10 protein-coding genes, 1 tRNA gene and 2 pseudogenes are annotated in these 14,688 nt (G+C 71.3%); 3 read left to right on the forward strand and 10 right to left on the reverse strand.

The window, feature by feature from the left end:
• Positions 1 to 210 precede the first annotated feature (210 nt).
• On the forward strand, positions 211 to 1,737 hold the full coding sequence (locus tag ABZ622_RS37340; protein ID WP_360551093.1) for an MFS transporter: 1,527 nt from the start codon (positions 211 to 213) through the stop codon (positions 1,735 to 1,737).
• Here ABZ622_RS37340 and ABZ622_RS37345 read toward each other — a convergent pair.
• The 4 genes from ABZ622_RS37345 to ABZ622_RS37360 form a co-directional block, all read right to left on the reverse strand.
• Positions 1,734 to 3,467: an AMP-binding protein gene (locus ABZ622_RS37345; protein ID WP_360551095.1), complete on the reverse strand. Its 1,734-nt coding sequence runs from the start codon at positions 3,465 to 3,467 to the stop codon at positions 1,734 to 1,736. The genes ABZ622_RS37340 and ABZ622_RS37345 overlap by 4 nt on opposite strands.
• Before the next feature lie 26 nt (positions 3,468 to 3,493).
• Positions 3,494 to 4,084 carry a lytic polysaccharide monooxygenase auxiliary activity family 9 protein gene (locus tag ABZ622_RS37350; RefSeq protein ID WP_360551097.1) on the reverse strand — a complete coding sequence of 197 codons (591 nt, stop codon included), beginning with the start codon at positions 4,082 to 4,084 and terminating at the stop codon, positions 3,494 to 3,496.
• 157 nt (positions 4,085 to 4,241) lie between these two features.
• The gene (locus ABZ622_RS37355) at positions 4,242 to 5,906 is read right to left on the reverse strand and encodes an SPFH domain-containing protein (protein ID WP_360551099.1); all 1,665 of its coding nucleotides are present in this window, start codon (positions 5,904 to 5,906) and stop codon (positions 4,242 to 4,244) included.
• 25 nt (positions 5,907 to 5,931) lie between these two features.
• Positions 5,932 to 7,287: a peptidoglycan-binding protein gene (locus ABZ622_RS37360; protein WP_360551101.1), complete on the reverse strand. Its 1,356-nt coding sequence runs from the start codon at positions 7,285 to 7,287 to the stop codon at positions 5,932 to 5,934.
• A gap of 184 nt (positions 7,288 to 7,471) precedes the next feature.
• On the opposite strand from ABZ622_RS37360, the gene ABZ622_RS37365 reads away from it, so the two are divergent.
• Positions 7,472 to 7,545: transfer RNA gene (locus ABZ622_RS37365), tRNA-Lys, on the forward strand.
• 590 nt (positions 7,546 to 8,135) lie between these two features.
• Positions 8,136 to 8,840: pseudogene (locus tag ABZ622_RS37370) on the forward strand (glycosyl transferase); the annotation flags it as partial.
• On the opposite strand, the pseudogene ABZ622_RS37375 reads toward ABZ622_RS37370, so the two are convergent.
• The 6 genes and pseudogenes from ABZ622_RS37375 to ABZ622_RS37400 form a co-directional block, all read right to left on the reverse strand.
• Positions 8,832 to 9,525 (reverse strand): annotated as a pseudogene (locus ABZ622_RS37375) (glycoside hydrolase family 6 protein); the annotation flags it as partial. The pseudogenes ABZ622_RS37370 and ABZ622_RS37375 overlap by 9 nt on opposite strands.
• A 162-nt stretch (positions 9,526 to 9,687) precedes the next feature.
• A complete protein-coding gene (locus ABZ622_RS37380; protein ID WP_360551103.1) occupies positions 9,688 to 10,368 on the reverse strand; it encodes a class F sortase in 681 nt (226 codons plus the stop codon).
• Position 10,369: 1 nt separating this feature from the next.
• The gene (locus tag ABZ622_RS37385; RefSeq protein ID WP_360551105.1) at positions 10,370 to 10,933 is read right to left on the reverse strand and encodes a hypothetical protein; all 564 of its coding nucleotides are present in this window, start codon (positions 10,931 to 10,933) and stop codon (positions 10,370 to 10,372) included.
• 127 nt (positions 10,934 to 11,060) lie between these two features.
• Complete coding sequence (locus tag ABZ622_RS37390) at positions 11,061 to 11,849, reverse strand: HAD-IIA family hydrolase (protein ID WP_329592046.1); 789 nt, start codon at positions 11,847 to 11,849, stop codon at positions 11,061 to 11,063.
• Positions 11,850 to 11,959: 110 nt separating this feature from the next.
• A complete protein-coding gene (locus ABZ622_RS37395) occupies positions 11,960 to 13,444 on the reverse strand; it encodes an alkaline phosphatase family protein (RefSeq protein ID WP_360551137.1) in 1,485 nt (494 codons plus the stop codon).
• Between the two features lie 151 nt (positions 13,445 to 13,595).
• Positions 13,596 to 14,657 (reverse strand): 2-aminoethylphosphonate ABC transporter substrate-binding protein, encoded by a 1,062-nt coding sequence (locus ABZ622_RS37400; RefSeq protein ID WP_360551107.1) that lies wholly within the window; start codon positions 14,655 to 14,657, stop codon positions 13,596 to 13,598.
• Positions 14,658 to 14,688 lie beyond the last annotated feature (31 nt).

Below are 14,688 nucleotides of genomic sequence, written 5' to 3' on the forward strand. Positions count from 1 at the left end.
CAACCCAGATTAGTGTTGCTGTTACTGTTGTTCAGAGGTGTGCTCTTCGGATCTCGGGGTTCGAGTCCCTGGCGGCGCACAGACAACGCACTGGGCGGTTCACGTACACACGTGAACCGCCCAGTGCGTTTTTTGCTGCCCGCGGAGATGTACGAACGTTTTACACACCCGTACTAGACAGATGTTTTAAACGCTCGTACATTTCCTGGCATGACGAACGCTTCGAGCACCACAGCCGAGCGCGGCCACCTCGCCGGCCGCCGGGAATGGACCGCCTTCGTGGTCCTCCTGCTGCCCCTCCTCCTCGTCTCGATGGACATCTCCGTCCTCTTCTTCGCGATCCCGTCCATCGACCGGGACCTCGCCCCCAGCGCCACCCAGCAGCTCTGGATCTTCGATGTGTACGGCTTCGCCCTGGCCGGCCTGCTCATCACGATGGGCTCGCTCGGCGACCGGATCGGCCGTCGCAAGCTGCTGCTCCTCGGCGCGGTCGCGTTCAGTGCCGCGTCCGTCGCCACGGCGTACGCCGACAGCCCCGAGATGCTGATCGCGGCCCGCGCCCTGCTCGGGGTCGGCGGGGCGACGCTGATGCCGTCGACCATGGGGCTGGTTCGGAACATGTTCCGCGACGAGCGGCAGCGCGGCCGGGCCGTGGGGATCTGGTCGGGCGCCATGGCGGGCGGCATCGCGCTCGGCTCGGTGCTCAGCGGGGTCATGCTGGAGCACTTCTGGTGGGGTTCGGTCTTCCTGATCAATGTGCCGGCCATGGTGCTGCTGCTGGTTCTGGTACCGGTGCTGGTCCCGGAGTTCAAGGACCCGAACCCCGGACGGTTCGACTTCCTGAGCGTGCCGCTGTCGATGGGGGCCGTGCTGCCGGTCGTCTACGGCGTCAAGGAGAGTGCCGCCCATGGGCTCGACGCGAAGAACGCGCTGATCATCGCCGCGGGGCTGGTCGTCGGGCTGTTCTTCGTCCGCCGCCAGCGCGGCCGCGGTGACGCGATGATCAGCCGGGAACTGTTCCGCCACCGCGGCTTCGCCGCCGGGATCGGGCTGAACGCGCTGGCCGCGTTCGCCATGATGGGCTCCTCGTTCTTCACCACGCAGTACCTCCAGTCGGTGCTCGGCATGAGCACGATGGAGGCCGCGCTGTGGAGCCTGGCCCCGTCCCTGGCGGTGGGCGCGGCGGCCCCGGCGGCCACCGCGATCGCCCAGCGGACCGACCGCGCCCGGGTCATCTGCGCCGGGTTCGTCATCGCCGCCGCCGGATTCGCGATCCTGGCCCTGACCGGTACGGACTCCCTGTGGCTGCTGCTCGGCGGCTGCGCCGTGATGAGCTGCGGCATCGTCACCGTGATGGCGCTGGTGTCGGACCTGGCACTGTCCACGGCCCCGCCGGAGAAGGCGAGTTCGGCGGCCTCACTGCTGGAGACCGGCCAGGAGTTCGGCGGTGCGACGGGAATGGCCCTGCTGGGCGCGGTGGCCACCGCGATCTACACCGCGGACATGCCGGGCTCCGCCCCGGAGGCCGCCCGCAAGACCCTCGCCGGTGCGGTGGCCACGGGGGACGGTTCGCTGATGTCGGTCGGACGCGAGGCCTTCGTGCACAGCATGCAGTACGCCTCGGTCACGGGATCGGCGCTGCTGCTGGCCGGAGCGGTGCTGGCCGCGGTGCTGCTGCGGAGGATGCCGGGGGCGGCGGCGGAGGTCGCGCAGGAGGTGCCGGCCCTGACGAACTAGTGCGGGTCCACCCGCGTTGCCGCTGTGGCCTCAATCGCCGGACGGGCTTGAATTTCGAGCCCGTCCGGCGATTGAGGACACAGTGCGGCGCGCCCGTGTGCCTCGTACTCACGCAGCAGGGCGCTCAGTTGCTCGTCACCGAACGGCTCGTACCCGGCGCCGGTCCCGTTCCACCACATGGGTCCTCCGCACCAGAACCCCTCCCGGCGCAGCCGCACCCGGTGCACCTTGTTCGTCGCCGTGACCGGCATCGCCGGGACGGTCCGTACGAAGGCGGGGGCCATCTTCGTACCCAGGTCCGGCTGCGCGGCGAGGAACGCGGCGAAGGCGGGCGGGTCGAAGACGGCCCCCTCCCGCAGGGCGAGCGTCGCCATCACCTGGTCCCCGGCCACCGGGTCCGGCACCGCGTACACCGCCACGGCCGCCGCCTCCGTCCAGCGGGCCAGGATGTTCTCGATCATCGCGGCGGCCAGGTTCTCGCTGTCCACCCGCAGCCGGTCGTCGGTACGGCCCGCGAAGTAGAGGAAGCCCTCGGCGTCCCGGAAGAAGAGGTCCCCGGTCCAGTACCAGCCACCGCGCACCCGCTGGGCCTCCGCCTCCTCATTGCGCCAGTAGCCCTCGAAGGGCGTGCGCCCCCGGTTGACCAGCTCCCCGATCGCCTCCGCCCCGTTGGCCAGCCGTCCCGCCCCGTCGAAGACGGCGGCGGGCCGTTCCTCGCCGGTATCCGGGTCCACCACCGCGAGATCGTCCCGGTCCGACGCCCTCCCGATCGCCCGCTCCGGGGTGTCCCGGGTCCGCTGGATCGCCGCGCCGCCCTCGGAGGAGCCGTAGCCCTCGACCAGCCGCACCCCGAACCGCTCCCGGAACCGGGCCGCGTCCACCGCCCCGGCCTCGGTGCCGAAGCCGAGCCGCAGCGGGTGCTCGCGGTCGTCCGGGCGCTCGGGGGTGGCCAGCAGGTACTGCACGGCGCGGCCGACATAGGTGAAGTACGTCGCCCCGTGCGCCCGTACGTCGTCGAGGAATCCGGAGGCGGAGAAGCGGCGGCGCAGCGCGACGGCGGCCCCGCCGGCCAGTGCGGGCGCCCAGTCGGCGATCACGGCGTTGCCGTGGAACATCGGCATGCAGATGTAGTGGACGTCCTCGCGCCGGACGCCGAAGTGGTCGACGAGCGATTGTCCGGCCGCCGCCAGCCGCCCCTGGGTGCAGATCGCGGCCTTCGGCGCGCCGGTCGATCCGGAGGTGAAGTAGAGCAGCATCCGGGTCCCGGGTCCGATGCCCTTCCCGGCCGTGTCGCCGGGGGCGGCTCCGGCGTACGGGGCGAGGAGTCCGGCGTACGCGTCGGTGTCGGTCACCAGCATCCGCACGCCGGGGAGGTCCAGGCCGTCGAGCAGCGGCAGGTGGGCGCGTTCGGTGACCAGGACCCGGCAGTCGGTGTGCAGGATGTCGCGGGCCAGTTCGGCGCCGCGCCGGGTCGGGTTGATCCCGGCCACGGCGGCCCCGGCCAGGGCCGCCGCGCTCAACCAGAGTGGAAATTCAGGGGTGTTGTCCAGCAGCACCCCGAGGTGCGGTTCGCCGCCCGCCGACAGCAGATCCGCCAGGAGCGCGGCCCGTGCGGCAGCGCCCGAGGCGACCTGGTGATGACTGAGGACGGTGCCCCGGTGTCTCAGTCCGGGCCGGTGGTCGCCCCATTGGCGCTGTACGAGCTCCGCGACGGTGCCTGCGCTCCCCATGGCGCCGCACGGTAACTGACTATGCGTCAGAACTGAACATCGGAGCAGGCGTAGAACGCGTTCGCCGTGTCGGCGACGTTCCAGACGCTCAGGATGATGTGCTTCCCGCTCTTCTGGGTGGGGATGGTGCCCTGCTGGGTCAGGGTAGCCGGGGGCTGCTTGCCGCCGTACGGCACCGTCATGAAGGGCTGCGGCTCCAGGTCTGCCCTGGTGAGCGGCTTGGTGGGGTCCCAGCCGTCCTTGGTGATGTAGTAGCGGAAGTCCGACGTGGCGTGCCGTGCGGTGAACTGCCAGCGGAAGCTGAAGCCCTGACCGGCGGTCACGTTCGTGGCGGGCCAGTTGCCGCCGCGCGGGTCGTCGAGCTGGGCGAATTCGCCGTGGCCGCCGGAACAGATCTTGCCGTCGGCCGGGCCCGCCGCCGGGAAGCCCTTCGGGCCCTCGACACTCTGCGGCTCCCACTGGATGTTGCCGCAGCCCGTCACCGTGCCGTTGGCACAGAGCTTCTGGCGGCTGATGGGGTTGTCGGTGTAGCCGTGACTGCCGGCACTGCTCGTCGCGAACATGGAGATGCCCGCGATGGCCAGGCCGACCACGGCCGCGCTTGCCCTTTTACGCATTGCTGTCGCTCCTCAAGAACGTGGGGGAGGTTCCATGAGCCGTGCTGCGCGCGTGTTTTGCGGTCTAGACCAAGACTTAGATTATTGACGGGATATGAACATGTCCAGACCAATGAGAGTTGGATTCCGCTTGGCCGCGCGGCCTCCTCCGGAGCCCTCAGGCCCCCTCCCCGCCGTTGCGTCCGGTGTAGAAGGCCACCGTCAAGTCCTTGACCAGGGACTTCCGTTCGTAGTCGTCCAGCTCCACGATGCCGCGCGCGGTCAGCCGGTTGACCGTGTCGTCGACCGCGTCGACCACCGAAGTCAGCACGCTGTCGCGGTGCTTGGCGTCGATGGCGGCGATCCGGCGGCGCTGCATCGCCGCGGCGACCTCCGGCGCGTACTCGATCCCGGTCGGCTGGGCCGAGTACACCTCGATGCCGACCGGCTCGCAGTCCGCCTTCAGCATCCGGGTCAGCGCGTCGCCGACCGCCTCGGCGTTGCGCAGGGTGTGCGCGTCCTCGTGGAAGGCGTCGGCGGGCAGTTGCGACAGGACCCGGGCCATCGCCGCCTCGACCTGTTCGCACAGATAGGCCTCGTGGTCGGCGACCCCGAGTTCCGCCCGCACGGTGTCCTTGATCCGCCACACCACGAGGACGACGACGCGCAGCGCCGTGCCGTTGGCGTCCACGGCGGGCAGCGGTTCGCTGCGCCAGTGCCGCAGGCGTACGTCGACCCGGCGGCGCAGCAGCAGGGGGCTGATCCACATCAGCCCGGTCCGCCGCACGCTCCCCCGGTATTCGCCGAACAGCGTCAGCACCCAAGCGTGTCCCACCCGTCCGCGGCTCAGTCCGCCGAGCGCGAAGAGCACCACCGAGACCAGCCCGGCGAGCGCCGCCCAGGCGCCGAGGCCGATGCCGTCGTACGGCCGGTGGCCGATCCCGAACCGGGCGAGCGCGGCGGCGGGCAGCGCGCCGATCCACCAGAGCACCGCGCCGCCGGCGGCGACCCCGGACAGCCCGGCGAGCAGCGCCAGCCAGCCCGGGAGCGCGGGCCCCGGCCGCTCGGTGAGCCGTGGATCGGCGACCGGGGCCGGCCGGGTCGAGGGCCGGACCTGCGGTCCCCTCGGCACGGGCGGCCGCCGCACCCCCGCCTGCGGCCGGTCGCCACCGGCTCCCCGCCGCAGCACACCGGTGGGCAGCGCGGTGGCGTCGGCGCGGTCGGCGTCCTCGCGGAAGAGCAGGTGCACCGGGATGGTGGCGGTCCGCTCGTTGGCGATGACCGCGTGGTGCCGCCCGGCCCCCCACAGCGATTCGCCGGGCTGTTCGCCGCCGTCGCCGCCGGAGACGGGGAGCGAGTCGAAGACGGTCTCGGGGACCACGCGGTGCCGGGGCGGGGACGGGGCGTCGACGACCTGGTCCGTGCGGTTCCCGACCGTGTCCACGCGGTTCCCGGCCACGTCCGCACCGTTCCCCACCACGTCCACGCGGTTCCCCGCCACGTCCACGCGGCGGTTCCCGGCCACGACCGGGACGGGGGCGACGCCCGGCACCGGCACGCCGCCCGTCGCCGAGGCCGGGACCGACACCGACACCGAGGCCGATGTCGCGCCGAGTGCCGGATCCCGGTCCTCGCCCGGGACCAGGTCCAGCACCAGGTCGACCACGGAGTCCGGCCCGGGATCCGCCCCGGCGGCCGGTCCCGGCTCCGGACCCGCGCCGCCTCCCGGAACCTTCGCCCCGGCGGACCCGTCCGGGCCGGCCGCCCCGGACGGTCCCCGCTCCTTCTCCCGTCGCCCGCCGTTCTCCGGGGTTCCGGAGCTGTCCGACACCGTGGATCGCATAGCCGCCTCCGTCATGTCCGTCGTGTCACCCGAAGAGTCGCCGCCAGGTCTCCGGACCGGGGTAGCCGTCGGCCGCTCCGCCCCGCCAGCCCTGAGCTCGTTGGAAGGCCTCGACATTGCGCCGGTCCGCCTCGGTCCACCGGGGTCCGGGCCCCGAGGTGTAGTGCTTGCCGAAGCCCTTCTTCACCAACTGCTTGCCGAGCCTGTCGACATGGCTGTTGGACTGACCGGGCCGGAAATAACCCCGCCCGGGGAACTTCGAATCCGGGTTCGAGTCGCCGTGGCCGGCCCCCGTTCCGCTTCCACCCCCGCTCCCGTTTCCGGTGCCGGGGATGTCATGGCCGGTTCCGTTCGCCAGGAGCCGCCAGGTGTCGGGGCCGGGGATGCCGTCCGCCTCCTTGCCCTTCCAGCCCTGGGCCTTCTGGAACGCCTGGGTCGCCCGCCGGTCGGCCTCGCCCCAGCCCGGCCCGGGACCGACCTTGTAGAAGCGCTTGCCGCCCCGCTCCACGAGCATCCGGCCGAGCCGGGTGACCGAGGCGTTACTGGCACCGGGGCCGAACTTCCCGGCGCCCGGGAACCCCGTCACCGAGGAGCCGCTGCCGGCGCTTCCGCCGCTGAGCCCCTTGTAGCGGTAGGCGACGTATTTGCCGGAGTTGGTCCAGTACGCCATGGGCGTCGTCTTCTTGCGGGTGTGCGGCTTCGTCTGCTCGTACGCCGTGTAGTGGGTGTGCGTGTAGTCGGTCCAGCCGCCGAAGATCGTGACGTGCGAGCCCTTCGACGGGTCGGCCGGGTTGTGGAAGAGCAGGATGTCGCCGGGCTGGAGCTCCTCCCGCGCGATCCGCGTGCCGAACGCGGCGAGGCTGCCGGTCCATTCGTTGCCGGGCAGGTTCCAGGCCATCGAGACGAAGCCGGAACAGTCCTGCCGATAACCGTCCGGCCAGTACTTGGTCATGCTGTACGGGACCTGCGCGGACACCCACTTCTTCGCGCGGTTGATGATGTCGGCCCGGCTGCTTTTACGCAGCTTGGGCGTGGTGGTCGTGGACGAGGGCGGGCCCGAGGCGCCACCGCCCCGCAGTGGTCCGGGGCCGCCCTGCGGGCTGTCCCCGTCCGCGTCGGTCCGGGCGGCTCCGGCCGCCTCCGCCGCCCGGTCGCCCGTCGTTCCCGTCGCTCCCGTCGCGGTCTCCGCCTCGGCGACGCCGCTGCCCAGCACCACGCCGGCCGCGGTGACCAGCACCAGTGCGCGGCGGGCGCCGTGTGCGGCCGGATGACCTCCGTACCGCAGAGGCAGTGCACTGGCGGCGGTCCGCCGCTGCGCGGCGCACCCCGCACAGATGCAGTCGATGGCGGGCACGTACTCCTCGAAAGCCGGCACAGTCATGCGATTCCCCTCCGCACTCGTCAAGATCTTTGGGCGCATCTGCACGGGCGCCAGTGTCTCAACTCTCCTGACATATCGCATTTTGACGGACAGAAGAGAAAAAACGACCATCCGACAGGCCGTGATGGACGGTAAATGGTCAGGAGCACTCCCCGCCTTCGGGTAGAGTTCTCCAGGTCAGCAGGCGCCGCTAGCTCAGTTGGTTAGAGCAGCTGACTCTTAATCAGCGGGTCCGGGGTTCGAGTCCCTGGCGGCGCACGCAGAGTCAAAGCCCCCTCACCACGCGTGAGGGGGCTTTGCTCGTTCGTGAACCTCTCACGCCGAAGCCTCCCGCACCGAAGCCTCGCACCGGGCCTCCACCCCGTGACGCCGCCCACAGCGTCACCTTCAACCACTACCCGCACAGGCGCCGCACAGTCTTCGCACAGGTGTCACAGAGTCACCGAACGGTCACCCAAAGGCGCGAAGTCCGTTTTCATACGCCTCCGCACGCCCCCTCCACAAGGGGGCCACAAATCGCATGTATGACTGGTAACCCACTCGTTTCACCCTTGCGATCGGGACCGGGGTCGGACAACCTGTCTATTGGTCATCGGCGCCAACCAGGCCGATGAACCGTGCAGTTGGGGGCTGCAGAGGGGGAAGTTCCGGTTGTCCGCAACGCGGGGTGGGGGCCCCGCTCGGGGACTGGTGTCGAGGGGGCGCCAGAGACTGCCGGAAGGGCGGCGTTCCGTATCCGAGCGGACGGCGGCCCGCCATTGATGTCGTCCGCGGCGACCGGTGGGGAACCGCCGCGGCCGAGACGGCCCATCAGTCACGCACCGACCATGCGTGCAGGGGGATGACCCATGACGTCGACGCCGACCGGCGCCCGGCAGAACCACGATCTTTCCCGGACCGCCCTGCCCCGGATACCGGCGCAGCCGCTACCGGGGGAACAACGTCGGCAGCCGAAGGAGCCGTTGCCGCGTTACGACTACGAGCACTACAGCCGGCTCGCCGGGCCACTGACCGGGCCCGGCACCGGACTGCCGTACCGGGTGCAGTACCGCTCACTGCTCTCACAGGAACCGCACAGGATCCGTGCGGCGCTCCTGCTGGGTGCCGCACCGCTCGTCTCGATCGGCCTGTTCGGCTGGCTGATGCAGCCGGACCACTGGACCCGGCGTGACCCGAACCTCCGGAACGGCACGCTGCTGGTCCTGGACATCGTGATGCTGGTCTCGATCGGACTGATCGAGCTCTTCCGGACGCTGAACGTCCTGTCCAACGCGCACGCGACGCTGGTCGCGCGCGATCCGGTCCCGGTCGTCCCGGAGACCGGCACCAGGGTCGCCTTCCTCACCTCCTTCGTCCCGGGCAAGGAGCCCCTGGAGATGGTGACGAGGACCCTGGAGGCCGCCGTCCGCGTCCGGCACCGCGGGCTGCTGCACGTCTGGCTGCTCGACGAGGGCGACGACCCGGCGGTCAAGGAGGTCTGCGCCCGGCTCGGGGTGCACCACTTCTCCCGCAGGGGCATCGCGCGCTGGAACCGGTGCCGGGGCCCGCACCGGCCGGAAGAGCGCGTCGGGGGTACGCCAGCCGGCGTTGCCCGCGTCCACGTAGACGCGGACGCCGGCTGCCGCCCGAGCCGCTCCACCGCGCCCTTCAGCAGGTCGTACCGCTCCTCGTGGAACTCCTGCGGTGTGCACCCGTCGACCATGTGCAGCAGCGCGTCGGGCTCCAGGATCACCGTGGCGTGCCGGTCGCCGATGCCCCGGGCGACGCCCTCCAGCCAGGTCCGGTACGCGTTGCCGTCGGCGGCGCCGCCCCTGGAGAACTGCCCGCAGTCGCGGTGCGGGATGTTGTAGAGGACCAGCAGTGCCTCCCGGCCCGCCTGCGCGGCCGCCTCCGTGAGGCCCTTCGCCTCGGCCTCCGGGGTGTCCGGGCCGATCCATTCGCCGACCGGCCGCCGGGCGATCCGCTCGATCAGCGCGGCGTTCGTCCCGTCGCCGTCCCGGGTGTACGCGGCGGCCTGCCGGGCCGCGTTCCCGCCCGGGTTGACCCAGTACCGGCCGCCGCCGTCGGGGCTCCGGCCGGTGGCTCCGCGGGCGGGACCGGGGCCGGGGCCGGACTCGGGCCCGAGGCGCCTCCCGCGAGCAGCAGCACGGCCCCTGCCGCGGCCACCGCACCGGCCCGCACCGGGCCCGCATGCCTGCCCGTCCGGACGCCCCGCCGGCCGTCGTGACTGCCGTACATGCACTCCCCCTCGGTGCGGCGGCGGTGCACTGCCGCGTCCGTTCCATCCTGGCACAGGGCTTCTGTCCGCATCTCCCGAAAGCTGGGGGTGTGCGGATGTCGACGCTTCGTCAGAACTGTGTTGCACCACGGGAGTTGGGCCGGGCACTTTGGCACCTGGCGTCAGGAGGGGGCGGCCGCGGGCTTCTCGCCGGTCAGGTAGGCCGAGACGACGACATTCGCGTCGTACGAGTGCGTCTTGCGGTCGAAGGTGCCGCCGCAGGTGATCAGGCGGAGCTCCGCCCGGCCGTCCTTGCGCGGGCCGTACGCCTTGTCGGCGTCGAAGCGTGCCCGGGTGAAGACCTGGACGTCGTCGACGGTGAACTCGGCGACGGTTCCGTCGGCGCGGGTGATGTCGACCTTGGCGCCGGGGCGGGCCGCGCTCAGTCCGTAGAAGACGGCCGGTCTGGTCTCGGTGTCGACGTGGCCGACGAGGAGGGCCGGGCCCTTCGCGCCGGGCTCGGTGCCGTCGCCGTACCAGCCGACGGTCTGGGGTGTGTCGAAGGAGGGCGGTTCGATCGCGCCGTCCTTGTCCAGGCCGCGGGCGACCACGGGTGCCTCGATGCCGATCGACGGGATCTCGACCCGCTTCGGCACCGCGCCCTCGATCGGGTCGTGCGGCGGCGGCAGCGGTACGCCGAGGGGGCGCCCCACCGCGGCGATGTCGCCGGTGGTCGGGGCGGAACTGGCGCCGGAGCCGTCGGTGATGCCGCGGCCCCAGAGCCACAGGCCGAGCAGCAGGACGGCCCAGGCCACTCCGGCGAGCAGCCTGCCGTGACCCGAGGTGCTGTCGGGGGCGGACATGTCAGTCCGAGGCCGGACGGCGACGGCGGCGCACGCTGCGGAACGCGACGGCGACGGCCGCGACGGCCGCCAGGGCCAGTCCGATCACCGCGTGCACGGTGCCGGGGCCGTCCTGCTTGGCCTCCCGGTCGGTGGACAGGGCGGCGGTGCCGCCGCCTCCGGCCTGGACCGGAGCGAGCGGGCTGGGCCGGCCGCGGTCGACGACGGTGACCGTGCCGGCGGCGGTGGCGCCCTTGTCGTCCTTGCAGTCGATCCGGATGCCGTATTCGCCCGGAGAGGCGTCCGAGCTGATCCGGGCTTCGGCGAAGAGGCCCCCGTCCGCGGCGGGCGAGAAGCGTGCCCCGGAGACGAAGACTTCGGATTCACCCGTGGCCTCGCGGCCCTCGCAGCCCTTCAGCCGCAGATCCGTCTCGCCGCCGGGTGCGACGGAGGACGGGGTCAGCGTCAGGGAGACGCGGTTGTCCTTGCCCTTCTCGGGGGCGGAGTCGGCCAGTGCGGCGGAGGCCGGCACCAGGGTCGCCGCGACGACCGCGGCGGCACAGAACGTGAGGGTTGTGGAACGCATCGTGAACCTCCTCAGTGCAGGTTCACGCCTGCGGAGGTTTTTCGCATCCGCAGCGGCGCGGGGGACGGGTCCGCGCACACCGTGCGCGTCCCCTCCCCCGCCGCCCCGGGGCCGTGCCCCGCCGGGCTCAGCCCGCGTCGATGAGGTCGACCAGATCGGCGATCGAGTCGACGACCGTGGACGGCCGGAAGGGGTACTTGTCGATGTCGGCGACCGTGGTGAGTCCGGTGAGGACCAGGAAGGTCTGCATCCCCGCCTCCAGGCCGGCCAGCACATCGGTGTCCATCCGGTCGCCGATCATGGCGCTGGACTCGGAGTGGGCGCCGATCGCGTTGAGCCCGGTGCGCATCATCAGCGGGTTGGGCTTGCCCGCGAAGTACGGGGCCTTGCCGGTGGCCTTGGTGATCAGGGCGGCGACGGACCCGGTGGCGGGCAGCGGGCCCTCGGCGGACGGGCCGGTCTCGTCGGGGTTGGTGCAGATGAAGCGGGCGCCGCCGTTGATCAGCCGGATCGCCTTGGTGAGCGCCTCGAAGCTGTACGTGCGGGTCTCGCCGAGGACCACGTAGTCGGGTTCGTGGTCGGTGAGCACATAGCCGATGTCGTGCAGGGCGGTGGTGAGGCCGGCCTCGCCGATGACGTACGCCGTGCCGCCGGGCCGCTGGTCGTCCAGGAACTGGGCGGTGGCCAGGGCGGAGGTCCAGATGTTCTCCACCGGCACGTCCAGGCCCATGCGGCTCAGCCGGGCGTGCAGGTCACGGGCGGTGTAGATGGAGTTGTTGGTGAGGACCAGGAAGGGCAGCCCCGAGTCACGCAACCGCTTGATGAAGGCATCGGCTCCGGGGATCGGCGTCCCCTCGTGGATCAGGACTCCGTCCATGTCGGTGAGCCAGGACGAGATCGGCTTGCGCTCTGCCATGTGTGGGACTCCTGCCGTACGCCGTGTGCGGGGACGCCGGCGGCACCGCGTTGTGCAGCGCCGACGCCCCCGATTTTAGGCCGTCCGTTCGACGTGCCGGAACGGCCGGATCACGCGGGTGTGAGGGTCACTCCGTCGATCGCCCAGAACCAGTTGTTGCCGCCGGTGTACCGGAAACGGATCTGTGCGGTGGTGGCCCCGGCCGGGACCTGGAGGGTGAGCGATTCGGCCTTCGAGACGGTGTCGGCGGTGTACGTCTTCACGACGGCCGGGGTGCCCCCGTCGTAGGAGACGAGGACCTCGCCCTTCTGCGGGGCTTCCTGGCGGTAGTGGGTGGTGTAGGCGAGGGTGGCGGGGCGGCCGCCGGTGACCGGCCAGGCCGGGCCGACCAGGGTGGAGTCGAAGGTGCCGGTGAAGCTCTTGTCGTTCCATTCGTCGCCGTCGGCGACCGCGAAGACGTTCCGGGCCCGCACGTTGGTCTCGCGCCACTGGCCGCGTTCGGCGGAGGTCCAGAACTCGTCGGTGGTGAAGGTCCAGCCGCGCCATTCGGTGACTCCGCCGGTGCCCATCGCGCTGTTGTCGATCGACCACCCGGCGGGCGGGGTGTGGGTGAAGCCGAGCACGGCCGCGCCGATGCCCGTCTCGTCGACGCGGGTCGCCAGCTGCGGGCGCAGCGCGTCGAAGGCGTCGGGGACGGGCTGCTGGAACGGCCGGCCGTCCAGGCCCCAGGCCGGGTCGACGGCTATGCCGAGGTGGGCGAGGGCGGAGGCGGCGACGTCCGGCATCCTGATGTCGTACCGGGTGGAACCGGGGGCGGCGGGGCCGCCGCTCGCGATGAGGAAGGTCTGCCGTTCGGCCGCGCTGGAGCCGCCGTGGCCGCCCGCGTCGGTGTGCCCGTGGTCGGCGGTGATCATGATGAGCCAGTCCTCGGAGCCGTGGGTGGCCCGGCCCCGTACGGCGGCGACCAGCTGCCCGACCTGGGCGTCGACGCCGTGGATGGCGTCCAGGTACTGCTTGCTCGCGGCGCCGTGGCTGTGCCCGGCGTGGTCGACGTTGTCGAGGTGGACGAAGACCGCGTCCCGGTTGCCGCCGGCCAGTTCGGCGACGGCCCTGCTCGTGGTACCGGTGTCGTACTCGGCTTCCGGGGTGGAGACCCGGGTGTCGACCTTCGCGGAGAAGATCGTGTCGGTGACGGGGTTCCAGGAGGCGACCGCGTATGTCGACAGGCCCGGCTTCGCCGTCTCGATCCGGGTGAGGAAGTCGGGGTACCGCGAAAAGGCGTGGCCGGTGAAGGCGTTGTCCTTGACTCGGTGCTTGTCGGGCCAGACGCCGGTGATGATCGTGGACCAGCCGGGGCCGGACAGGGTGGGTGCCATCGGGTCGGCGTAGAGCGGGCTGACCGAGGTGAGTCCGGAGGCCATCAGGGCGTCCAGATTCGGGGCGTCCGCGTCCTTGATCCGGTTCAGCAGCGCACCGTCCAGGCCGATGACCAGGACCTTCGGGGTACGGGCCACGGCCCGTGCGGTGGTGGCCGCGGCGAGCGGTCCGGCGGCGGCGAGGGCGGCCGCGCTCATGAGGAGGGTGCGGCGGGACATGCCTGTGGTCACGGGGTCCTCCGTCGAGGCGTGGGGGCGCACGTTCAACTCCCCGCCCTGGGACGGGGAGTTGAACATGGGACTAGACCCGTTATCTTTCCGCGATGATCCGCCGGAGGTCCATACCCGTGCCGTGAATCTCCGGCAACGGTCAGCTGCCGGTGGCCGACTTCCAGGCTGAGACGTAGCCGTCCAGGTTGGTGCCGATGTCCGACCAGTCGGGCTCGAAGACCTCCACCCCGTCCATCAGCTTGGCCAGCTCGATGGCGTTGGCGTCGGTGGCCTCGATGTCCTTGCGGGCGGAGAAGCCGCCGCCGACCGCGCTGACGTCCTTCTGGGCCTGCTCGGAGAGCATGAAGTCGAGCAGCTTCTTGCCGTTGGCGGTGTGCGGGGCCTTGTTCACGAGGCCGGCCGCGTACGGCAGGGCGAAGGTGGTGGACTTGCCGCCCTGCTTCGCGGGGAACCAGATGCCGAGGTTCGGCATGTCCTTGGACTGCGCGAAGTTCATCTGGACGTCGCCGTTGGCGGCGAGCAGCTCGCCCTTGTCGACCTTGGGGGCCAGCTTGCCGGTGGAGGCGGACGGGCCGACGTTGTTGGCCTGGAGCTTCTTCAGGTACGCCATCGCCGGCTCCTTGCCGCCGAAGTCGTGCATGGCCTTGATGAGCACGGCCGTGCCGTCACCGGCGACTCCGGGGGTGGAGTACTGGATCTTGTTCTTGAACTTTCCGTCGAGCAGCTCCTCCCAGGTGGTGGGCGCCGACTTCAGTTCCTTCTTGTTGTAGATGAAGCCGAAGTAGTTGTTGACGACCGAGGTCCACTTGGAGTCGGAGGCCTTGTCGGCGCCGTCGACCTTGTCGGAGCCGGCCGGCGCGTACGCGGCGAGGAGGCCCTTGCTGTCGGCCTGCTGGATGAACGGCGGCAGGGTGACCAGGACGTCCGCCTGGGTGTTGGACTTCTCGCGGACGGCGCGCTGCACCATCTCGCCGGAGCCGCCCTCCACGTACTTGACCTTGATGCCGGTCTTCTTCTCGAAGTCCTTGAACACCTTGTCGTACCAGCCGTCGCCGTTCTCGCCCTTGAGTCCGTCGGCGCTGTAGACGGTGACTGCCTTCTCGTCGGAGGCGGCCGAGGAGCCGCCGCAGGCGGAGAGGGTGGCGGCGAGGGCGAGGCAGCCGGTGACGGCGGCTATGGGCTTGAGGTGGTTCTTGCGCATGGCAGTCGTATCTCCTGGATGTCGGCCGGAA

This window comes from Streptomyces sp. NPDC007164, from assembly GCF_040634135.1.
Lineage (GTDB): Bacteria > Actinomycetota > Actinomycetes > Streptomycetales > Streptomycetaceae > Streptomyces > Streptomyces sanglieri.